Raw genomic sequence first — 23,268 nt, 5'->3', positions numbered from 1 at the left:
TTTTCTTTGATTATTTACAATAGAATGTTTAAAAAGCTATTTTATTATAAAATACCACACTTTACCTGTTTTATTTCTGGCAATCGTATGTTAGTATCTATATGTAACATATTTGTAACAATTTATAAATAGAATTGTAACATATGACTTAACCAGAAGGAGGTTTCTGATGAAATTAACACGAACTATATTAGCAACTATGGCAACAATGGCAACAGTTACAGCGTTAGGTACACCAAAGGCAGTACAGGCTTCATCATTTAATGATTTATGTACTCAATTAAATGGTAATGTAATAACGGTGAGCGGCAACAGTCAGGAAGAATTAAAAAATAAATTGAAAGATTATGGAATTAATCTTAATAATCTTAATTTAGAAAATTGCCCTGAACTCCCAAGCATTGTAGTTCCAGAAACAGAAGTGGAAAAACCAGAAACAGAAGTACCTGAGGTGGAAGTACCTAGTCAACCAGGAAAAGATGAAGGTGGTTCTGAATCAGAAACAGAATTATCTTATGCAGAACAGGTTGTGAAATTAGTAAATGAAGAAAGAGCCAAACATGGTCTTTCTCCACTCACTATTGATAAGTCTGTGGAATCAGCAGCACTTGTGAGATCAAAGGAAATTGAAAAATCATTTTCCCACACCAGACCAAACGGAAGCAGTTTCAGCTCAGCATTAAAAGAGCAGGGAGTTAGCTTTATGGGAGCAGGCGAAAATATTGCATGGGGTCAGAAATCACCTGAGGAAGTTATGCAGGGATGGATGAATAGTGAAGGCCACAGAGCGAATATTTTAAATGCAAAATTCACTAAAATCGGTGTTGGATATTATCAAAATTCTAATGGAACAAATTACTGGACACAGTTATTTACTTATTAATATAAAGTAAAAAATAATATAGTAAAAAATAATATAAATTAAATTTGAGTTTTGACATGGAAAACAGCAGAAATTCCCGAACGGGTTTCTGCTGTTTTTTATTCATTCCAAGGAAAAGTTCGCTTAGTGTGCTTTTTCTAAAATTGCTATTCTTTTCCTCAAAAATAATTCATGTATTAACTAAGAAAAAAGACAAAGATGTCGATATAATTAAGAGAAAAACGTCAAGTGATACTTATCAATGATGACAGTAAATGGAGAAATTATATTGATATTGCACTTAATATTGCAAATTGATATAAAATAGACCATTTTCTCGAATAATGACACATAAGTGTCAAAAATATTTGGTAAATTGTTCATATAGAGGCATAGTTAGGAAACAGCAAGGCAGGTGGCGAAGTTTACATTAAGATAAGTTACCTCTTGGTGATGGATAAATAATGGAGGGATGGAAGATGAAATTCAAAAACAGAAGGAAAATTGCCTGTTTTTTATTATGCATGGTAATGGTATTTAATCTATTTCCGATTATGAATACCGAAGGAGAAGTTATTATAACCCCGATGGTGGAAAGTGCACAGGCGGCAGATGTAGTGATGCCGACCGGTATACTCTATTTCAAGGATGGTCAGCAAGACTACACTAATAATGCTTTAATTGAAGTAAAGAGCGGGATACTAAATCTAACAATAGGACATTCATCAGCAGCTTTACCATCTTCGGCTACTGTAAAATGGGTAACAGAATCTACAGATAGTGCTGTCATAGAGGTAAAACCAAAAGCCAGTAGTAAATATGATGCAGAGATTGTAGCAGTAGGACCTGGTTATTCTCAACTTGGTGCTATCGTAACCTATGGTGGCTATGATTATCGTATTGACTGTACAATCCATGTACCATTAAAACTGGCAGATGGACAAAGTAAAAATGGTTTCTTCGGTTTATTAACCACATTCTTAAATGACAGCAGTGAATATGGTTTACAGTTAAAAGATAGTAACAACTATCTCTTAAAAGTGAAATATCCAAAGTATAAATCTGCATACGACAACAACTTTGATGTAATTGTAAATGAAGGGGAAGCTGTTACCGAGACGACACCACCTTCTCTACGTTTTGAAAGTAGCAATGTGGATGTAGTAACTGTTGATCAAAATGGTGTTGTAACTGCTAATGGAGCTGGTTATTCTATCATAACGATTGAGACGATAACAAAATATAATAATATCAAAGATACTATAAAGTTACCGGTAGTCGTAGCACCTACAGGTAAGATTTCTGGCACTTCTAATATGAGTGGAGATTTTAGCTATACTGCTACAACTCCAAGCTTTGTCTTAGAAACCAATGCAGTGAAGGCAAGTAATCTAGTTTGGGAATTTCATAAAGATACAATAACAGGGGAAAAGATTCCAATAGGGAATAGTAAATTACTGGATGTAAATATCAGTGAAATTGGTCCAGCAGTAACCTTTCGGAATGCAAAGGCAGGTACTTATGTTATTACAGCAAGACCGACAGATGTCTATCTGGAAACCAATGGTACTGTACAAAAACTGATTTTTACAGTACATGTTCCATTAGTTTTTAATCATAAAGAGATTACTATGAATGTTGGGGATTATTATAATATATATGATAATTCAAGTATGCAAGAGGCTGATTGGTATAGATATTCTACCAGTGATGTTAATATCGCAACAGTTGATGCCAATGGTGTAATTCAAGCGAAAAGTGCAGGCGATGTAATTATTACGATGGAGGCTACAAATTCCAATCCATTTAAAGATGACCCGCAACACAAAACAAAAACGTTAATGGTAAAAGTTCTGGATGGACTTGGTTTAAATTATACCAATGCAACCATCTACACGGGATCATCTTTACAACTTGTATTGACATCTTCTAGCAAGGAGCCAGTGAAGTGGGAGTCTAGTAATACAGGTATTGCAACAGTTGACAAAGATGGTGTGGTAAAAGGTGTTGCACCTGGTGAGTGTATCATCACCGTCAGTCAGGTTGTTAATGGTATTACAAAAAAACTACAATGTAAGATTAAAGTTATCCAAAGTGTTAATAAAATTACTCTAAGTCCAAGCGAAGCAAAAGTAGGAATTGGTGATTTCCTTACAATTAACGCAATCATTGAACCTAAATTAAACGATGTAAAATTACATTGGGTAAGTTCCGATGAGAAGGTATTAAAGATTGTTGATTCAGGTAATTTATCAGCAACCATCCAAGGTGTTGGTGGTGGTGTAGCAGTAGTAAGTGCCATTAATAAAGATAATATTGTGGTAGGTTCTTGTTTGGTGCGAGTATACCAGCCAATCGAAAAGATTACTCTTTCAGATACTTTGGTAAAAGTACCATTATCCAATGGTAGTTTTCAACTATTTGCAACAATCGAGCCTCTTGCAGCAAAAGATGAGCCTATTGTATGGCGCTCTTCCGATGAAAGCGTACTTACCGTGGATCAAAACGGTAAAGTAACGTTAAAGAAAGCAGGAAATGCAGCGATTATTGTTACATCTGCAAACAATGCAAATGTGCAAGCAACTTGTAACGTAACAGTAACCAAAGCGGTTACTGGTGTCTCTTTAGATTACAAGACGAAAGATATGTATGTAGGTGAAACTTTCCGTCTTACTTATACTGTAAAACCAGCAGATTCTCATAATGCAGCTGTAACATGGATTTCAACGAATACATCTGTTGCTACGGTTGATAGTACTGGTTTAGTTACAGCGAGAGCCGTTGGTAGTACAACAATAATTTTAAAGACCATAGATGGTGGATATCTAGCAACCTGTATTGTCAATGTAAGCAGAACAGCAACTGCTGTTAAATTAGATGTCACTAAGCTTACCTTAAATGTTGGGGACTATTATTATTTTCAGACAACGTTAACACCGGCAGACAGTAACGAAAAAAACTTATCTTGGGAATCAAGTGATAAGAGCGTAGCGACTGTATCAAAGAATGGTAAAATTACAGCGAAAGGTGCAGGGCAATGTATTATCCTTGTAAAAACGAAAAGTGGTTCTACCGGTTATTGTAGTGTGACCGTATTACAACCAACGACTGGTATAAAGCTAAGTAGTAAAGAGGAAACAATTCGTGTTGGTGATGTTCTTGAACTAGAAGCAACCGTATTACCAGAAGGTAAAGTAAGCCAAGATGTAACATGGAGTAGTTCCAATGAATCAGTTGCTAAGGTAGATAAATATGGTAGAGTTACTGGTGTGGCTGGTGGAATAACTCTAATTATGGTAGAGAGCGAAGATGGTTTCAAAGAATATTGTACTGTAACAGTAGAAGAGTATGTCAAAGTGATTAAGTTAAATGAGACTTACTATAAACTTGGTCTTGGAAAAACCTTTCAATTAGTAGCAACAATTGAAGGAAAAACTGCTTCGAATAAAGAATTACGATGGACATCCAGTAATAAATCCATTGTTTCCGTTGACAAGAATGGTAAAATAAAAGGTCTGAAACTCGGAACTGCAACCATTACTGTTTATGCAACCGATGGATCTGGAGCAGAAGCATCCTGTACTGTTCGTGTAAGCCGTTTGGTAACTAGTATTGATCTTAATACAAACTATATAACCTTAGTTCAAGGAAAGTCGTATAATTTAAAGGCTACAGTAAAACCAGATAATGCAACCTATAAAAAACCACTATATAGTTCCAGTAATAGTAATATAGCGATTGTAAATAAAAATGGTGTTATTACAGGAATAGAACCAGGTAATACAATTGTGACCGTGAAAGCAAATGACAGCAGTGGAATTTCAGCGATATGTTATGTGCGCGTTATTGCCCCGGTTCCAAGTACAGGAATTACAGCACAGGAATCGGAAGTCATTATGTCCCCTGGTGAGACTAAGACGGTACGTATTTCAATGGTACCTAGCAATTCAACGGATTCTTATACATGGAGTTCTGATAATCCAGTAGTTGCAAGTGTGAATGAGTCCACAGGTAGGATTCTTGCGAAGGAAGTCGGTACAGCTAATCTCACTGTTATGACGGAATCAGGGCGAAGGGCAACGATTACAGTTTATGTTGTCGGTCTTAGTAAGACAAATCTTGAAGTAGAAACTTATAGTTCAGAAAGACTTCGAGTGGATGTGGGTTCAACAAGCAATTTAACAGTACGTTGGGATGTTGATAACCAAAACATTGCTACGGTTGAGAATGGATTAGTAACTGGTAGAAAGATTGGAACAACCACAGTATATGCTGTAGTAAACGGAAGAAGACTAGCATGTAAGGTGAATGTTGTAAAGATTGGTTCCGCTGGTCAATAGTAAGAAAAGTTATTTTAAACATAACGATGTTACAAATATAAAGCGATTAAATTGACTCTGCACCTTAAGTTCGTATGGAAGTTTTAGCATATGATTAGGTGCAGAGTTTTTTTGTCTTAGTACATAGTGAAGGGATTAGTTTTGGATTTTATATAACGCTTCTGTTTTCTTAATTGTTATATTGAACAAAAATAAGATAGAACACCAAGCATAATGACAATTTTTATTTTTTAAAAAATCAGGGATTGAACTTATATACAAGTTGTGCTAGAATAAGAAAAAACGAACATATGTTTGATTAATAATTCATAGGAGGGAATTATGCTGCTAAGTCTGCATGTTAAAAATTTCGCCATTATAGATGAGGTTGAAGTTTATTTTAAGGATCATTTGAATATATTAACAGGTGAAACCGGAGCCGGTAAGTCTATCTTAATTGATTCCATTAATGTTGCACTTGGCGGTAAGGTGACCAAAGACATTATTCGAAAAAATAGTGATTATGCGTTAGTTGAATTAGTGTTTGTGACCAATCGACCAGAGGTATTAAAGCTACTGGAAGAGAATGATTTACCAAAGGAAGAAGGTCAGATTTTAATTTCCAGAAAGATTATGTCGAATGGAAGAAGCATCTGTAAATTAAACGGTGAGAATGTAACCGCTCAATTGTTAAAAGATATAGCTACGTTATTGCTAGATATCCACGGACAGCACGAACATCAGTCCTTATTATATAAACACAAGCATCTAGAGATGATTGACCGATTTGCAAAAGAAGAGGTGGCGGTACATAAAGAAAGAGTACAAGAATTATATCATACCTATCAGAAACTAAAAGAAGAATATGATAATGCAGAGATTGATGAGGACAAGCGTTTAAGAGAACTTTCCTTCTTAGAGTATGAGATGAAGGAGATTGAAGAAGCGAAGCTTGTGATGGATGAAGATATTAGCTTGCAGGCAGAATATAAGAAATTATCCAATGCGAATTTAATTAATGAAAATCTTTCAGCAGCTTACAAACAGACATCAGATAGTACAGATAGCGCAGCTGATTTAATTAGTCGAGCTGTAAAATATTTAAGTAAGATTTCGGAGTATGATTTGCAGTTAAATGGATTTTTAACTCAATTAATCGATATTGAGGGGTTACTGAATGATTTCAATCGTGATGTTTCCGAGTATTTAAATGATTCTAGTGATAGTCTAGATGGTTTTACGGATGTTGAAAATCGCTTAAATTTAATTAATCATTTAAAATCAAAGTATGGAAATAGTATTAGTGAGATCTTTAATTATTACAAAAATCAGGAAGCAAAGAAGAAAAAATACGAAGCTTATGATGAATATTTGCAGGAGTTAAGACAAAAAATAGCTGTAACAGAGGAAGTGCTTAGAAAAGAATGTAAGATATTAACGTCTATTCGTAAAAAAACATCATTACAACTAGCAGAAAAGATGAAAGCTGCATTAATTGATTTGAATTTCTTGGATGTTAAATTTGAGATAGATATGAAGGAACTTAACAATTATACAGTGAATGGATTGGATGAAGCCGAATTTATGATATCTACTAATCCAGGAGAACCAATTAGGCAATTAGCGAAAATTGCATCTGGTGGTGAATTGTCAAGAATCATGCTGGCAATGAAATCGGTTATGGCTAAAAAAGATGATATTCAGACATTAATTTTTGATGAAATTGATGTAGGTATCAGTGGAAGAACTGCTCAAAAGGTATCTGAGAAATTAGGATTATTAGCAGGTGAACATCAGATTTTATGTATTACACATCTACCTCAGATTGCTGCTATGGCAGATACTCATTATATTATTGAAAAAAATACCGATGGTATTACAACGAATACGAATATACGCCAGTTAGAAGAAACAGAAGTTATTGAAGAACTTGCAAGAATTCTTGGCGGAGCCAAAATTACGGACACAGTTTTAACTAGTGCTTTAGAAATGAAAGAGTTAGCCAACAATACAAAAAAATATCGATAAATTGCTGTCATAGATAACAAAAAGAGGATTGGCAACAAAGACTTAAAATCCTAGTTTGAAAATAAATGATTTACGCATACTAAACTCAGAAAGAAATTAAAAATTAAGGATATACTAATACGGTATATCCTTTTTGTATTCTGAGGGAAAGTTAGTAACATGAGGTTCTTATGATATGACATGAAATCAAAAAGTTTTATGTTATGTCATGAAGTGCATATGTTATGAGAAAGGCAGGAGATTAGTATGCATAAATCACACACTGGGGAAATAAATGCCGATCCGAGAAAAAGAGGGTACCGAAGATTTTTAGTGGTTTTTTTAATACTTGATATCATAGGTATCTTCTTATTTTCCTATTATATATTAAACAAAGCAATACCCGATAAGATTAGAATCTTAGTTGATAAGTCGCAGAGTTTTAATCTTAAAGTTCCAATACAAGCAGAAATAGAAAGCAATGATGTAACTGTTTCACAAATAACAAAATCGAATGTACCTGCGGGTCAGATTCACATAGATCTTAATAAGCCATTTCTGCTACAAGCAAATAAAACGGGCTCTTATAAAGTAAATCTTAAGTTATTTGGATGGCTGTCTATTAAAAATATATCGCTTGATGTCATTGACACTATAGAAGTCATTCCCTGTGGGGGAACAATAGGTATCACGTTAGAGACGGATGGAATTCTAGTCCTTGGAACAGCAGAGGTAATGTCTAAAGATGGTATGAATTATGAGCCTGCGCTTAATATACTAAAAACAGGTGATTACATCATGGAAGCGAACAATCAAAGATTAGCCAGTAAAGAAGAATTGATACAAATTATTCAAGCATGTAATGGTCAGCCAGTTTCATTAAAAGTCAAAAGAGACACACAATATGTAACTCTAAAAGTACAACCAGTAGCAACAGCAACAGGAGAATTTAAAATAGGGACATGGATTCGAGACGATACTCAAGGAATTGGAACATTAACTTTTGTTACTACCACAGGTGATTATGGAGCGCTTGGACATGGGATTACAGACGTGGATACCGGACTTTTAATGTCAGTAAAAACAGGTGGAGTATATGATGCAGAAGTTGTAAATATCATTAAAGGTAAGTCAGGACAACCAGGTGAATTAAGTGGAGTTATCCATGAAAACTCTTTAAATCGTATTGGTACCATTACAAAAAATACTCCACAAGGTATCTTTGGACAAATTGTAAATACATCTGATATTTATAAACGCGTTTCGAATAATGTTTATAATAATCCCATACCAATTGCGTTAAAGCAGGAAATTAAAACTGGTGATGCTACTATACTTTGTAATGTGGAAGGTCAAATAAAAGAATACAAGATATCCATTGAAAGTATTGATTTTGGAAATAAGTCTCATAGTAAAGGTTTGGTAATTAAAATAACAGATGAGCGTTTGAAGGAATTAACCGGGGGAATTGTTCAAGGGATGAGTGGTAGTCCTATTATTCAAAATGGGAAATTAGTAGGAGCAGTAACCCATGTTTTTATTCGTGATGCTTCGATGGGATATGGCACATTCATAGAAAATATGCTCGAGATAATCCAACAATAAAGCTGTTTCTATACTCATAAAACAGAAAGTCGATTGCTTTATTATAGAAACTTTTTTAGTGGAAAATAATAAAATAAATTAAAAATGTTAAAAAGTGGATTGACTTTCTGTCGAATAATGCGTTAAAATAGAATTGAAAATTTGGGAAAATATGGGTATAATTTTCCTGTAGCTGTTAACAAATTATTACAATTTGCATTCTTCTATTCTAGATTTAGAATTTAACATAGTAATCTTGCCGAAGATTATTGTAAACAAATTGTTTTTCGTGTTAATAGTGACAGTTATAAATCATACAAGACAACTTTACTGATATAGCGCGCATATTATGTAAGGTAGATGGTGTCATAATAGGTAAGAAAAAACTTATGCTTGAAAGGAATTGGGCCCCTTTCATAATAACTATCTTTAATCTTCGTATGATATCGGAAGGAAAAGAAATTTAGGAGGACTCGTAATGGGGAAAATAAGTGTGGTAATCGTTGACGACAACATCAGAATGTTAAATTTGTTAGAAGAAGTACTAAAGAATGATAATGATGTCGAAGTTATTGGAAGAGCAGAAAATGGTCTCGAAGCATTAGAAGTAATCAAAGATAAAAATCCAGATGTTGTCTTATTGGACTTAATCATGCCAAAGTTAGACGGGCTGGGAGTGATGGAAAAGATCAAAAAAAGTTCTGAATTTAAAAAAGCACCATCCTTTATTGTCATTACAGCAATCGGTCAAGAGCGTGTTACTGAAAATGCTTTTGAATTAGGTGCTAGTTATTATATTTTGAAACCGTTCGATAATAACACTGTATTAAGTAGAATTAAGCAATTAAAAGCAGATTATCATATTAAATTAGTGGATAACCACAAATTAAATACATTTGATAATCCTGCAGCTTATAAAGAGAAAAATTTGGAGTCAGATGTTACCAATATCATTCATGAAATCGGTGTACCTGCACATATCAAAGGGTATCAGTATCTAAGAGATGCGATTATGATGTCGGTTGATGATACTGAAATGTTAAACTCCATAACAAAACAGCTATACCCATCCATCGCAAAGCGTCATAAGACAACGCCAAGCAGAGTTGAAAGAGCAATCCGTCATGCGATTGAGGTTGCTTGGAGTAGAGGTAAGATGGATACCATAGATGATTTGTTTGGTTATACCGTTAGTAACGGAAAAGGTAAACCAACAAATTCAGAGTTTGTAGCTTTAATTGCGGATAAAATCCGTTTAGAGTATAAGCTGAGAATGTGATGATTTTGCCTCTTTTCTATTATTGCATTGTATTGTATAATTATTTTTATCGGTAATTGCATACAAGAAGATTATAAAATAAAATCGAATGTAAGCAATGATAGAAGGGAATTGCAATAATAAAATTACGGAGGCATAACGTATGAAAAAGATTTTATTCGTTGCATCGGAAGGCGTTCCATTCATAAAAACGGGTGGTCTAGCTGATGTGGTAGGTTCTTTACCAAAATACATAGATCAAGAAAACTTCGATGTTCGTGTTATTCTCCCAAATTATATGTCAATACCAAGACAGTGGAAGGATAAAATGCAATATCGTACGCATTTTTACATGAACTTAAATTGGAGAACACAATATGTCGGAGTATTAGAATATCAGTATGAGGGAATATGGTTTTATTTTATTGACAATGAATTTTATTTTACAGGAAGTAAACCATATGGTAACATTTACGAAGATATTGAAAAGTTCGCTTTTTTTAGTAAAGCAACATTATCCTGTCTTCCGGCTCTTGACTTTAGACCAGATATCATACATTGCCATGATTGGCAGACAGGGTTAATTCCAGTATTTTTACATGATAGCTTTCAAGAAAATGAATTTTATCGTGGCATAAAAACGATAATGACAATACACAATCTAAGGTTCCAAGGTGTTTGGGATAAAAAGACGGTACAAGATATAACAGCGCTATCTGGGTACTATTTTACACCTGACAAATTGGAAGCATATGGTGATGCAAATTATTTAAAAGGTGGCATTGTATATGCTGATTATGTGACAACGGTTAGCAATACTTATGCGAAAGAGATTACTATGTCTTTTTATGGGGAAGGATTGGATGGACTAATGCGCGCTCGTTCTAATTCCCTACGTGGCATCGTAAATGGCATTGATTATGAGGAGTATAATCCAGACTCGGATGCTCTTATCACCTATCCATATAATGCGAAAAACTTTAGAAAAGAAAAGATAAAAAATAAGCGTGCACTTCAGCAGGAATTAGGTCTTGCGGTGGATGACAAAGTTTTTATGATTGGAATAGTTTCACGCTTAACAGATCAAAAAGGATTGGATTTGATTGAATGCGTGATGGAAGAATTATGTGCAGAGGATACTGAGCTTATTGTCCTTGGAACTGGTGAAGAAAGATATGAAAATCTATTTCGCCATTTTGCTTGGAAGTATAGCAATCGAGTTTCTGCAAATATCTTTTATTCGAATGAACGCTCCCATAAAATTTATGCTGCATGTGATGCATTCTTGATGCCATCACTATTTGAACCTTGTGGTTTAAGTCAGCTAATGAGTTTAAGATATGGTACAGTTCCAATTGTGAGAGAAACCGGTGGTCTTGTAGATACTGTAGAACCATATAACCAATACGAAAGTACTGGAACAGGATTTAGTTTTAAAAACTACAATGCTCATGAGATGTTAGATACCATCCGGTATGCTAAAGAAATATTTCATAATAAAAAACGAGAATGGAATAAAATTATTGATAGAGGTATGGCTAAAGATTTTTCGTGGAGTACTTCTGCGAGAAAATATGAAGAATTATACGAATTACTATAAATAACATTAGATCCCACGGTTTGAATAGAACCGTGGGAATTTCTCGTGTAAAATATCTCATACTATAATCATACAAGATAAATACTATACCAATAGTTTAATTAGAATATAAAATAAAAAACAAAGCAAAAAACAAAGCAAAAAACAAAGCAAAAAACAAAGCAAAAAACAAAGCAAAAAACAAAACAAAAAAATTATAACAGATATTGAATGAATTCAAGCAGAAAATACCATAGAAATTTATGATAAATATAGATAAGATAGGAATAGATTGTTAGTAAAGTTGGGTTTAAAAATTTGAATAGAAAAGAAATGAGGATATTACTATGAAGTTAACCAAGTTATTAGAGCGATTAACTTACCAATGTAAAAACGGAACTCTTGAGAAAGAAATCAGTACTTTATGTTATGATTCTAGAAAAGTAGAAAAAGATTCTATTTTTGTATGTATTGCTGGAGTAGTAAGTGATGGACATTCCTATGTAGAAGAAGTCATTGAAAAGGGTGCTAGCGTTATCGTGGCTGAAAAAGATGTATCAGTACCAGAGGGTGTTACATTATTATTAGTAGCTAATACAAGAGAAGCACTTGCAATTTTATCTGCAGCGTATTTTGATTATCCAGCAGAAAAGCTAAAGACGATAGGTATTACTGGAACCAAGGGAAAGACAACCTCGACCTATATGGTGCATGCTATCTTAAGTGAGGCTGGAATTAAAACAGGTTTGATAGGTACCATTGAGACGATTATTGGAGATACTGTGATTCCAGCGAATAATACAACTCCAGAATCTTATTTAGTTCAACAGTATTTTGCACAAATGGTGGAGGCCGGGTGTACTTGTGTTGTTATGGAGGTTTCTTCCCAAGGGTTAATGCTTCATCGTGTGAGCGGATTTACCTTTGACTTTGGTGTATTTACAAACATGGAACCTGATCATATTGGTCCAGGAGAGCATCAAAATTTTGAGGAATACATGGCATGTAAAGGACTTTTATTTAAGCAGTGTAGAGTGGGTATTGCTAATATAGACGATAAACATATGGAACAGGTGCTAAGCGGTCATACTTGTTCGCTTGAGACTTATGGACTTAGTGAAAAAGCAGATTTAAGAGCAATCGATATCGATTTACATTCCAAACTTGGCAATTTAATGGTATTATATAAGGTGAGTGGACTATGTAATTTCTCAGTTCAGGTTAATATACCAGGAAAATTTACTGTTTACAACTCTCTAACAGCAATTGCAATATGTAGACATTTTAATATTAGTACAGAACGTATCAAGGAAGTATTAACTAAAGTAAAGGTAAAAGGCAGAGTTGAGCCAGTGGAGGTTTCTAAGAAATTTACCATGATGATTGACTATGCCCATAATGCGATGAGTCTTCAAAGTGTATTATCTACCCTAAGAGAGTATGAGCCGAAACGTTTGGTATGCTTGTTTGGCTGCGGGGGGAATCGTTCGAAAGACCGCCGTTTCGAGATGGGTGAGATATCTTCAAATTTAGCGGATTACACGATAGTTACTTCAGATAATCCAAGATTTGAAGAACCACAGGATATCTTAAATGATATTGTAGTTGGAGTAAAGCGTGGAAAAGGGGAATATACTGCGATACTAGATCGTAAAGAAGCAATACGTCACAGTATTTTAACAGCAAGAGAAGGAGACATTATTTTGATTGCTGGTAAAGGTCATGAAAATTATCAAGAAATACGTGGTGTGAAGTATCATATGGATGATAGAGAATTGATAAAAGATATCATTGATGAGATGACATTAGAACAAAGAAATGCTCTCTAACGCTTTGTATTCGTCCACAAAGTTTGTATCGTTATAAATAAACGCGAAAGCGACAGAATAGAGGTTTTCATATGGCAACGTTTCATGTAAGCGAAATTGCTACAATCACTGGTGGCACTATAATAAACGGAAATAAAGACAGAACGATTCATAAAATAAGCACAAACTCAAAAGAAGGAGATATGGATACCCTCTTTGTACCTATTGTCGGTGAAAGGGTAGACGCCCATGATTTCATTTCGGATGCTTATCAGCAAGGAATCAGAGTGACACTAACAAGTAAAGATGCAATAGCAGAGGGAACCGAAGATATGGTTTACATCAGAGTGAACCATACCGTAGATGCATTACAACGTCTTGGAGAATATCACCGAGATCATAGCAAGATACCAATCATTGGGATAACCGGAAGTGTTGGTAAAACAACAACAAAGGAAATGATAGCAGCAGCTTTAAGTACTAGATGTAATGTATTAAAAACAATTGGTAATATGAATAGTCAGGTCGGATTACCACAGATGATGTTGATGCTTGAGGATTCTCATGAAGTTGGGATAATCGAGATGGGGATGAGTGAATTTGGAGAGATGGAACGCATCGCTAAAGTAGCAAAACCTAATATGGCGGTTGTTACCAATATCGGGGTATCCCATATTGGACAGTTAAAGACACAAGAGAATATTCGAAAAGAAAAATTAAATATGGTAAATTATTTTACCGAGGATTCTATTCTCTTATTAAATGGAGATGATCCATTATTATTGGAACTCTACGATGAATATTCTAAAACGAACAGCACTGTCAAAGAAAAGACACAAAGCATTGCTAATGTTAGTTTATCAGAAATGACACGGATTAGTTTAAATAGAGCTTCTATTTATACCTTTGGAACCAATCCAAATTGTACTATTTACGCAGATAATATAAAAACAGATGGTGAGAGTACGACGTTTACCTTCCATTATAAAGAAGGTAGCAAAGAAGAACTTGTAGATAATATTACATTATCAGTACTTGGTAAGCATAATATATTAAACGCTCTCGCTGCTCTTTTCTTTGCAATACAATTAGGAGTGGATCCTATGGATGCGAAAGAAGGATTAAGAGAGTATAAGCCGATCGCAATGCGAGGTGAGATAGAAAAAGTCAATGGCTTTACAGTAATTGATGATACTTACAATGCGAGCCCTGACTCTATGAAGGGAGCAATCCATGTTATTATGGATATTCCCAAAGAACATAAGAAATTCATCGTGTTTGCGGATATTTTAGAACTTGGCGAGCATTCTAGAAAGTGTCATTATGAGGTTGGTGAATATCTAGCAAAGCAATGCCAGTTAGCAAAAGCTTCTGGAAAAGAATCAGCATTGATTGATGAGGTGTTAACAATTGGTGAGGAAGCAAAGTATATCCTAGATGGAGTATGTGATAATGGAGAAGGCATCATTACAAAGAGTTTCATGGATAGAGATGAAGTTTTTCAATATTTAAAATCGCATTTTGTAAAAGGGGATGCCATACTTTTAAAAGGTTCTCGTGGAATGAAGCTTGATTTAATTGTGAAGAGACTAAAAGATGAGTTAATGTACATGGGAAAGGATGAAATTCGATAGGAATGCAATATGCAGATATAATAGTGGACATATCAGTGGAAAATCTAGATAAAACCTACCAATACAGCATACCGCCAGCTCTTTATGCGGATGCTGTTATTGGCGTGCCTGTAACGATACCGTTTGGGAATGGAAATCGTAGCATAAGTGGATTTATTGTAGGTTTATCTGACGTGCCTAAGATTGCTCCGGAGAGAATAAAACCAATACTAGGAATCAAAGAAAAAGGGCTACCAATCGAGGGACAGATGATAGCCCTTGCTGCATTCGTGAAGGAGCAATATGGTGGTACGATGAACGATGCCCTAAAGACGGTAATTCCAGTCAAAAAAAGTGTAAAGCAGATTGAGAAGAGAATCGTATCATCAGCCGTAACAAAAGAAAAGTTGCAAGATGCTTATATTGAAGCAGAAAAGAAAAAGCATAAAGCAAAAGCAAGATTATTATTAGCACTTATGAAAACCGATGAAATTGAATTTGAGGTTATCGTCAATAAGTTAAATATCTCAAGAACGACAATCAATTCCTTAAAGGAAAGTGGAATTATACAAATTGAATCGGAAACAAAGTACCGTAACCCAATAGCATCAAAAACTGTGGATAGCTATAGAGTCACTTTAAATGAAGAACAAAGAGAAATTGTTTCCAAAGTTATTAGGGACTATGAAGAAGGAGTTCGTAAAACTTACTTAATTCATGGTATTACAGGTAGCGGTAAGACAGAAGTATATATGGAGATTATTGATCATGTCATACAATCCGGTAGACAGGTTATTATGTTAATTCCGGAAATTGCGCTAACATACCAGACAGTAGTACGATTTTATAAAAGGTTTGGTAATCGCATTTCTATTCTAAACTCGAAGATGTCTGCCGGCGAACGATACGATCAAATCGAACGTGCAAAGAATGGTGATATCGATATTATGATAGGTCCAAGGTCTGCATTATTCACACCGTTTCGAAACCTTGGGTTAATTATTATAGATGAAGAACATGAAACAAGTTATAAGAGTGAGATGCCACCGAAATATCATGCCAGAGAGGTTGCTATAAAAAGAGGAGAGCTAAGTAATGCATCCATTATTCTTGGGTCTGCCACACCATCTTTGGAAGCATATAAAAAAGCAATGGATGGGGAATATGGGCTATTTCGTTTAACGAAACGAGCAAAAGAAGCGAAAGTTCCACAGGTAACCATTGTTGATTTAAAAGAAGAGTTAAAAAAGAAAAATAAATCTATCTTTAGTGATTTGTTACGAAGTTTAATTGAAGATCGTTTAAGAAAAAAAGAGCAGATTATGTTGTTTTTAAACCGCAGGGGATACGCAGGTTTTGTGTCATGTCGAAGTTGCGGTACTGCAATGAAATGCCCTCATTGTGATATTTCCTTGACGGCACATAGTACTGGTGTGTTAAAATGTCATTATTGCGGGTATGAAATTCCAACTCCAACTCTTTGTCCGGTCTGTGGTTCTAAGTATATCGCAGCCTTTGGAACAGGAACTCAGAAGGTTGAGTCAATGGTGTTAAAGGAATTTCCGATGGCTAGAGTTCTTAGGATGGATGCAGATACGACAAAGAACAAACTAAGTTATGAAGAAATCTTAAGTTCTTTTGCAAATGGTGAGGCAGATATCCTAATTGGAACTCAGATGATTGTAAAAGGGCATGATTTTGCTGGAGTGACTCTCGTAGGGATTTTAGCTGCAGATTTATCACTATATGCAAATGATTATCGGGCAGCAGAGCGTACATTTCAATTATTAGCACAAGCTGCGGGACGTGCAGGACGTGGAGAGTTATCAGGAGAGGTAGTAATACAAACATATCAACCAGAGCATTATGCAGTAACCACTGCAGCAACAGAAGATTATGTTGGTTTTTTCGAGCAAGAGATGCACTACAGACGTTTAATGAAATATCCTCCTGCTGCACACATTATGGCCATTTTAATTCAGTCAAAAGAAGAGGAAGCTGTGATACTGGCGGCAAATCTATTGGCTGGGGCAGTGAAGGAGTGGGCAAAATCGCAAGAGGAACTTGATCTACTAGAAAAACGCAATGAGCAAGAGGCGATGCAAGGGAAAACGGAGAAAGAAGCACTTGAAATATTGGAAGAGCATGAAAAAAAGAAGCCTAATATCAGTGTGATAGGTCCTGCACCTGCTGGAATTGCAAAAATGAATGATATTTATCGAAGAGTTTTATACCTAAAAGAAGAACAATATGAGTATCTTGTTGGTGTTAAAGACTTTTTAGAGCAGTACATCTTTGTATCAGAGTATTTCATAAAATGTAATGTGCAATTTGATTTTGATCCAATGAACAGCTATTAACGAAAGGAAGAAAGAGTATGGCAAAAAGAAATATTAGAATAATGGGAGATAGTATTTTAAACAAAACTTCAAAGGTTATTGAGGAAGTTACACCAAAAATTGATATGTTAATTGATGATATGCTTGATACGATGTATGAAGCACAAGGCGTTGGGTTAGCAGCTCCACAGGTTGGTATATTAAAACGATTGGTTGTGATTGATGTATCACCGGAAGGAAATGAACCAATAATATTAATTAATCCAGAGATTATTGCAACAGACGGCGAGCAAACGGGAGACGAAGGTTGCCTTAGTTTACCTGGGAAAGCAGGTATAGTAACTCGCCCAAATTATGTGAAAGTAAAAGCTTATGACCGTCATATGAAACCTTTTGAAATGGAAGGGGAAGGTTTACTAGCTAGAGCGTTCTGTCACGAAATTGATCATTTAGATGGTATTTTATATGTGGAAAAGGTCAATGGGGAATTGCATGAAGTGACTGGCTATGATGAAGAAGAGGAATAAGAATTGGAGGGATGAGAATGAAAGCGGTCTATATGGGGACACCAGAGATAGCAGCAACAATTTTAGAAACACTGCTTTCTTCAGATATCGAAATTATAGGAGTAGTAACACAACCAGATAAACCAAAAGGAAGAGGAAAAGAGATGGCATCTCCACCAGTAAAGGAAGTTGCCTTAAAACATCAAATTCCTGTATACCAACCAAGACGTGTGAAAGAACCTGAATTTGTGGAACAACTGAAAGCTTTGGCTCCAGATATTATCTTAGTTGCAGCATTTGGGCAGATATTATCAAAGGATATTTTGGATCTTCCACCGTATGGTTGTATTAATGTACATGCATCTTTATTACCAAAATATCGAGGTAGCGCACCAATTCAATGGGTTATCTTAAACGGTGAAAAGAAAACTGGTGTTACTATTATGAAGATGGATGTCGGTTGTGATACTGGTGACATGATTTTAAAAAGAGAAATCGATATTGCAAAAGATGAGACAGGTGGTAGTTTACATGATAAATTGGCAGAAATCGGCGGAGAAGCTTTATTAGAAGCAATCGAAATGATAAAGAAAGGGACAGCCACTTACACCAAACAGGATGATTCCCAATCTACTCATATAAAAATGCTTAGCAAAGACATGGGAAGAATTGATTTTTCTAAGGATGCAGCTTCCATCGAGAGAATGATTCGTGGACTAAATCCATGGCCAAGCGCTTATACTTATTATAAGGGAAAAACATTAAAATTATGGTGTGCTGAGGTTTATCATAGCCCTGAGACAATAGAGGCAATCAATGAAGCAGAGTTTGGTAGCATAGTGAAAGTAACCAAGGAAGCAATCTTTGTTAAAACTGGGGATGCGCTGTTAAAAATTAATGAACTTCAATTGGAAGGAAAGAAAAGAATGCTGACCGGTGAATTTTTACGTGGATATCCAGTAAAGACGGGAGAGATTTTTGGAGTACTTGAAAATTAAATTAAACATAAATTTATAATAAAAGGAACACCCTAATTGCATGAACTTGGATTGAAAGTTATTTAATTCGGTATCACATAACACCTATTTATCATAACTCATTTCTTCCTATGCCAAAGGGATTAAGAACATATTTTTTATCTTTAATGAAAAATTAATGAAGTGTTAAAAAAATAGACACGAATTCATGGTATGATTGGGAGAAAGTTAGGAGGTATCATAAATGTTAAATTTTTTATATTTTGGATCACCGTTTTACGGATTTTATTTTGATCCTTATTATTGGATGATTATTGTTGGAGCAATCCTTAGTATAGTAGCATCCATGAAAGTGAAATCTACATTTTCAAAATACAGCAGGGTTAGAAGTATGTCAGGTATGACTGGAGCAACTGCTGCAGAACGAATATTACGTTCTTCTGGTATTTATGATGTACAGATACAAAGAGTGAGTGGAAGTCTAACAGATCACTATGACTCAAGAAATAAGGTGCTTCGTCTATCCGAATCCGTATATGATAATTCTTCAGTTGCAGCGATTGGCGTTGCAGCGCATGAATGTGGTCATGCAATTCAAGATCAGAAGGGGTACGTTCCACTTAGACTTAGAGCTGCAATTGTACCTGTTGCAAACTTCGGTGCAATGTTATCGTGGCCATTAATCCTGATAGGAATCCTGATTGGTGGTTCACAGACCTTAATTACAATCGGTATCTTGATGTTTTCTCTGGCTGTTTTATTTCAGTTAGTCACCTTACCGGTAGAGTTTAATGCCTCAAGAAGAGCAGTTGCGGTATTATCAGATACAGGAATCTTATATGGTGATGAAATCAGAGATACAAAGAAAGTTTTAGGTGCCGCAGCACTTACCTATGTTGCCAGTGCCGCAGCTTCTATATTGCAGCTACTTCGTTTGGTTCTGCTTTATGGGAATCGAAATAGAGATTAATGAACGGAGAACTATGAACGCTAGAGATATTGTACTTACGATGTGCCTTAAAATTAATGAGGATAAGCTTCCAAGTCACGTTGTAATCAATGAAACATTAAAAAATTACAAAGACTTGAGTAAACAAGACAGAGCCTTTATATCAAGGCTCTGCCTTGGGGTTTTAGAGCAAAAATTAAAGTTAGATTATGATTTGGAGCGATTTTCAAAGATTAAGGTAAAAAAGATGAAGCCTGTAATTCGAAATATTCTAAGAATTGCAGCTTACCAAATAGAATTTATGGAACAGATTCCAGATAGTGCAGCTTGCGACGAGGCAGTAAAGCTAGTAAAAAAACGTGGGTTAAGTGGACTGTCTGGTTTTGTGAATGGGATATTAAGAAATCTTAGTAGGGAATTTCAAAAGACAAATGGGTTTGACATTAGTAGGATGAATGAAATTGAAAAGCTTTCCTATCAATACTCAATGCCTACTGAGCTGGTAGAATTTTGGCTAAAAAGCTATAACAGAGAACAAGTGGAAGATATGTTACAAGCTTTTTTAAAACCCAATGATACATCAATACGTATCAATGAAAGTAAAATTTCCATAAATGATTTGACGAATTGTTTAGAAAAGGAAGGAATAGTAGTTACAGAGGGAGCTTACCTTAAAAATGCAAAGAGAATTTCTTCCTATAATTCACTAACAACACTTGAAAGTTTCCAAAAAGGATATTTTCAAGTTCAGGATGAAAGTTCTATGATGGTTGGAACGATAGCCGGCATTAAAGCAGGAGATTATATTATTGATGTATGTGCTGCACCTGGTGGTAAGACATTACATGCAGCGGAGCTTCTTCTTATGGCAGGTGGAGAAAATCAAACTGGTCACGTAGATGCAAGAGATAAAACCGAGAAAAAAGTTTCCTTAATCGAACAAAACTTGGAACGTATTGGTTATCAGAATGTATCTGTGAAAGTTTTTGATGCGTTAACATTGGATGAATCTGTGATAGAAAAAGCGGATGTGATTTTAGCTGACCTTCCTTGCTCGGGACTTGGAGTTATTGGTAAGAAGCCAGACATCAAATATAATATGACAAGAGAAACTATGTCGGAGTTAGCAAAGTTACAAAGAGAGATTCTTACAGTGATCGTCTCTTACCTAAAGCCAGGGGGAGTTCTGATCTATAGCACTTGTACAATAAATCCTGAAGAAAACGAAGAGAATGTACGTTTTATATCGGAGACATTAAAATTGCAGCTAGAATCCATTGATACTTATTTACCTGAACGATTACAGTGCGAAACATCAAAGCTAGGCTATCTACAACTATTACCGGGAGAATCTGGAGTGGATGGTTTCTTTATCTCAAGATTTAGAAAGGTTTAAGTGTGAAGAGAATTTCTAAGACGCCAAAAGACGCCGCCTAAGAAATTCTAAAACTTCACACTGAAGTTTGTGTCTGAGTCGTCCTCGGTACAAACTTCCGGCCTACTACTAAGCGGGCATGATATTTCTTTTAGACGATGCGCAAAGAAATGCGTAGGAATGGGGTAAAAATGCAAAGTAATACTGAAAAAATAGACATCAAAGCACTTACATTAGAAGAATTAAAGGCAAGTTTAAAGACCATTGGCGAAAAAGAATTCAGGGCAAAACAGATTTATGAGTGGCTCCATGTTAAATTGGCAAGAAGTTTTGATGAGATGACAAATTTATCAAAAGAGTTAAGAACAAAGCTTGCCTCTGAATACGAACTTGTCTGTGTTACTGAATTAGAACGCTATGAATCGAAAATTGATGGAACTGTGAAGTTTTTATTTCGGTTACCAGATGGGAATGTTGTTGAATGTGTCCTTATGAAATATCATCACGGCAATTCGGTATGCATTTCCTCTCAGGTAGGTTGCCGTATGGGATGCCGTTTTTGTGCATCAACTCTTGGAGGACTTACTAGAAACTTAAGAACCTCAGAGATGCTTGATGAAGTATACCAGTTACAACGGCTTTCTGGCGAAAGAGTAAGTAATATTGTAATTATGGGAACTGGAGAACCAATGGATAACTACGATAACTTTGTTAAGTTTGTTCGTATGATATCCTCTCTTGATGGATTAAATATATCACAGAGAAATATAACAGTTTCCACTTGTGGCTTAGTACCAAAGATGAGAGCACTAGCGGAGGAAGGATTATCTATCACCTTAGCATTATCCTTACATGCTCCTAATGATGAAGAAAGAGTAAAAATAATGCCTGTAGCAAACAGTTACAAGTTGCAAGATGTTCTAAATGCATGTGATTATTATTACGAAAAAACTGGACGAAGAATTAGTTATGAGTACAGTCTAGTGGATGGAGTAAATGATACAGCTGCCTGTGCAAAAGAACTTAGTAGACTTCTAAAAGGGAAAAACTGTCATGTAAATTTAATTCCTGTAAACCCAATCAAAGAACGAGATTATAAGCGTTCTACGGGTAATAACATACAAAATTTCAAAAATATACTTGAAAAAAACAGAATTAATGTTACTATTAGAAGAGAAATGGGCTCAGATATTAATGCGGCTTGTGGGCAACTTAGAAAGAGTTATACGGATAAAACAATGGTACAGGAGGTGGAACAATAGAATGAACACATATTCTATTACAGACGTTGGTCAAAAAAGAGAGATCAACCAAGATTATGTCTATTGTAATGAGTGTTCGGTTGGAGCACTTCCAAACCTGTTTATTGTAGCCGATGGTATGGGTGGACATAACGCCGGTGACTTTGCTTCTCGTTATTGTGTGGAAGAAATGGTAAAACTCATAGGGGAAAATGAAGAAAAGACTGTGATTGGTATGTTAGATACCGCAGTCGCAAAAACCAATGAGATGCTATTAAAGCAGGCAAGAGAGCAAACTGGTTTAGAAGGAATGGGAACAACGTTAGTTCTCGCAACAATCATGGATCAATTAATGTATGTAGCAAACATTGGAGACAGCAGGTTATACTTGATTAACGATACTATGAAGCAGATTACAGAAGACCATTCCTTGGTTGAAGAAATGGTGAAGACCGGAGAGATTAAACGCAGTGAAGCTAGATTCCATCCAAAGAAAAATGTAATTACAAGAGCGGTGGGAGCAAGTCTTTCTGTCGTACCAGACTATTTTGAAGTTAGTGTAAAATCTAGGGATATTATTCTTCTTTGTTCTGATGGTTTGTCTAATATGTTAGAGGATGAAGAAATTCTTACTATTATTAGAAATCATGAGGATGATTTAGAAGCATCGGGGAAAGAGCTAGTAAAGAAAGCGAATGAAAATGGCGGTAAAGATAATATAGCAATCGTTTTGATTCGTCTTGATTAAGCACATAGGAAAATGCATTGAGGGATGTAGTAATAAGGAGAGAAGAGAGGCATTTTTACATAAGCTTGTTTGTTACAACAGACATTTTTGTGTAGCCGGAAAG

At 35.3% G+C, this 23,268-nt stretch carries 15 protein-coding genes; all 15 read left to right on the top strand.

Annotated elements, in window-relative coordinates; translation table 11 throughout:
- Nucleotides 1–169: 169 nt before the first annotated feature.
- The 15 genes from CC92_RS20690 (at nucleotide 170) to CC92_RS0103335 (ending at nucleotide 23,165) form a co-directional block, all read left to right on the top strand.
- Nucleotides 170–883, top strand: coding sequence for a CAP domain-containing protein (locus CC92_RS20690; protein ID WP_081841936.1), 714 nt, complete (start codon nucleotides 170–172; stop codon nucleotides 881–883).
- A 458-nt stretch (nucleotides 884–1,341) separates the two neighbouring features.
- On the top strand, nucleotides 1,342–5,202 hold the full coding sequence (locus tag CC92_RS21380) for an Ig-like domain-containing protein (protein ID WP_051650861.1): 3,861 nt from the start codon (nucleotides 1,342–1,344) through the stop codon (nucleotides 5,200–5,202).
- 321 nt (nucleotides 5,203–5,523) lie between these two features.
- Nucleotides 5,524–7,209 (top strand): DNA repair protein RecN, encoded by a 1,686-nt coding sequence (gene recN, locus CC92_RS0103395; RefSeq protein ID WP_029504472.1) that lies wholly within the window; start codon nucleotides 5,524–5,526, stop codon nucleotides 7,207–7,209.
- 246 nt (nucleotides 7,210–7,455) lie between these two features.
- Nucleotides 7,456–8,793: a SpoIVB peptidase gene (gene spoIVB, locus CC92_RS0103390; protein ID WP_051650862.1), complete on the top strand. Its 1,338-nt coding sequence runs from the start codon at nucleotides 7,456–7,458 to the stop codon at nucleotides 8,791–8,793.
- 457 nt (nucleotides 8,794–9,250) lie between these two features.
- The gene (gene spo0A, locus CC92_RS0103385; protein WP_012200511.1) at nucleotides 9,251–10,051 is read left to right on the top strand and encodes a sporulation transcription factor Spo0A; all 801 of its coding nucleotides are present in this window, start codon (nucleotides 9,251–9,253) and stop codon (nucleotides 10,049–10,051) included.
- Nucleotides 10,052–10,193: 142 nt separating this feature from the next.
- On the top strand, nucleotides 10,194–11,630 hold the full coding sequence (gene glgA, locus CC92_RS0103380) for a glycogen synthase GlgA (protein WP_029504475.1): 1,437 nt from the start codon (nucleotides 10,194–10,196) through the stop codon (nucleotides 11,628–11,630).
- A gap of 326 nt (nucleotides 11,631–11,956) precedes the next feature.
- Complete coding sequence (locus CC92_RS0103375; protein WP_029504476.1) at nucleotides 11,957–13,438, top strand: UDP-N-acetylmuramoyl-L-alanyl-D-glutamate--2,6-diaminopimelate ligase; 1,482 nt, start codon at nucleotides 11,957–11,959, stop codon at nucleotides 13,436–13,438.
- 71 nt (nucleotides 13,439–13,509) lie between these two features.
- Nucleotides 13,510–15,051: a UDP-N-acetylmuramoyl-tripeptide--D-alanyl-D-alanine ligase gene (locus tag CC92_RS0103370; RefSeq protein ID WP_029504477.1), complete on the top strand. Its 1,542-nt coding sequence runs from the start codon at nucleotides 13,510–13,512 to the stop codon at nucleotides 15,049–15,051.
- Nucleotides 15,052–15,053: 2 nt separating this feature from the next.
- Complete coding sequence (gene priA / locus CC92_RS0103365) at nucleotides 15,054–17,390, top strand: replication restart helicase PriA (RefSeq protein ID WP_029504479.1); 2,337 nt, start codon at nucleotides 15,054–15,056, stop codon at nucleotides 17,388–17,390.
- A gap of 17 nt (nucleotides 17,391–17,407) precedes the next feature.
- Complete coding sequence (gene def / locus CC92_RS0103360; RefSeq protein WP_029504480.1) at nucleotides 17,408–17,896, top strand: peptide deformylase; 489 nt, start codon at nucleotides 17,408–17,410, stop codon at nucleotides 17,894–17,896.
- 17 nt (nucleotides 17,897–17,913) lie between these two features.
- Nucleotides 17,914–18,873, top strand: a complete 960-nt coding sequence (gene fmt, locus CC92_RS0103355; RefSeq protein WP_029504481.1) for a methionyl-tRNA formyltransferase — start codon at nucleotides 17,914–17,916, stop codon at nucleotides 18,871–18,873.
- A 223-nt stretch (nucleotides 18,874–19,096) separates the two neighbouring features.
- Nucleotides 19,097–19,822, top strand: a complete 726-nt coding sequence (locus CC92_RS0103350) for a zinc metallopeptidase (protein WP_029504482.1) — start codon at nucleotides 19,097–19,099, stop codon at nucleotides 19,820–19,822.
- Between the two features lie 13 nt (nucleotides 19,823–19,835).
- Complete coding sequence (gene rsmB / locus CC92_RS0103345) at nucleotides 19,836–21,197, top strand: 16S rRNA (cytosine(967)-C(5))-methyltransferase RsmB (protein ID WP_029504484.1); 1,362 nt, start codon at nucleotides 19,836–19,838, stop codon at nucleotides 21,195–21,197.
- Nucleotides 21,198–21,367: 170 nt separating this feature from the next.
- Nucleotides 21,368–22,438, top strand: a complete 1,071-nt coding sequence (gene rlmN / locus CC92_RS0103340; protein WP_029504485.1) for a 23S rRNA (adenine(2503)-C(2))-methyltransferase RlmN — start codon at nucleotides 21,368–21,370, stop codon at nucleotides 22,436–22,438.
- 1 nt (nucleotide 22,439) lies between these two features.
- Nucleotides 22,440–23,165 carry a Stp1/IreP family PP2C-type Ser/Thr phosphatase gene (locus CC92_RS0103335; protein WP_029504486.1) on the top strand — a complete coding sequence of 242 codons (726 nt, stop codon included), beginning with the start codon at nucleotides 22,440–22,442 and terminating at the stop codon, nucleotides 23,163–23,165.
- Nucleotides 23,166–23,268: the final 103 nt, after the last annotated feature.

Source organism: Lachnoclostridium phytofermentans (assembly GCF_000733755.1).
Lineage (GTDB): Bacteria > Bacillota > Clostridia > Lachnospirales > Lachnospiraceae > Lachnoclostridium > Lachnoclostridium phytofermentans_A.
The sequence above is the reverse complement of the archived record's forward strand: the minus strand, read 5'-3'. Positions and strand labels throughout refer to the sequence as shown.

Coding starts and splice junctions, on each gene's coding strand:
- CC92_RS20690 (WP_081841936.1), top strand. CDS start 170: ATGAAATTAACACGAACTATATTAGCAACTATGGCAACAATGGCAACA.
- CC92_RS21380 (WP_051650861.1), top strand. CDS start 1,342: ATGAAATTCAAAAACAGAAGGAAAATTGCCTGTTTTTTATTATGCATG.
- recN (WP_029504472.1), top strand. CDS start 5,524: ATGCTGCTAAGTCTGCATGTTAAAAATTTCGCCATTATAGATGAGGTT.
- spoIVB (WP_051650862.1), top strand. CDS start 7,456: ATGCATAAATCACACACTGGGGAAATAAATGCCGATCCGAGAAAAAGA.
- spo0A (WP_012200511.1), top strand. CDS start 9,251: ATGGGGAAAATAAGTGTGGTAATCGTTGACGACAACATCAGAATGTTA.
- glgA (WP_029504475.1), top strand. CDS start 10,194: ATGAAAAAGATTTTATTCGTTGCATCGGAAGGCGTTCCATTCATAAAA.
- CC92_RS0103375 (WP_029504476.1), top strand. CDS start 11,957: ATGAAGTTAACCAAGTTATTAGAGCGATTAACTTACCAATGTAAAAAC.
- CC92_RS0103370 (WP_029504477.1), top strand. CDS start 13,510: ATGGCAACGTTTCATGTAAGCGAAATTGCTACAATCACTGGTGGCACT.
- priA (WP_029504479.1), top strand. CDS start 15,054: ATGCAATATGCAGATATAATAGTGGACATATCAGTGGAAAATCTAGAT.
- def (WP_029504480.1), top strand. CDS start 17,408: ATGGCAAAAAGAAATATTAGAATAATGGGAGATAGTATTTTAAACAAA.
- fmt (WP_029504481.1), top strand. CDS start 17,914: ATGAAAGCGGTCTATATGGGGACACCAGAGATAGCAGCAACAATTTTA.
- CC92_RS0103350 (WP_029504482.1), top strand. CDS start 19,097: ATGTTAAATTTTTTATATTTTGGATCACCGTTTTACGGATTTTATTTT.
- rsmB (WP_029504484.1), top strand. CDS start 19,836: ATGAACGCTAGAGATATTGTACTTACGATGTGCCTTAAAATTAATGAG.
- rlmN (WP_029504485.1), top strand. CDS start 21,368: ATGCAAAGTAATACTGAAAAAATAGACATCAAAGCACTTACATTAGAA.
- CC92_RS0103335 (WP_029504486.1), top strand. CDS start 22,440: ATGAACACATATTCTATTACAGACGTTGGTCAAAAAAGAGAGATCAAC.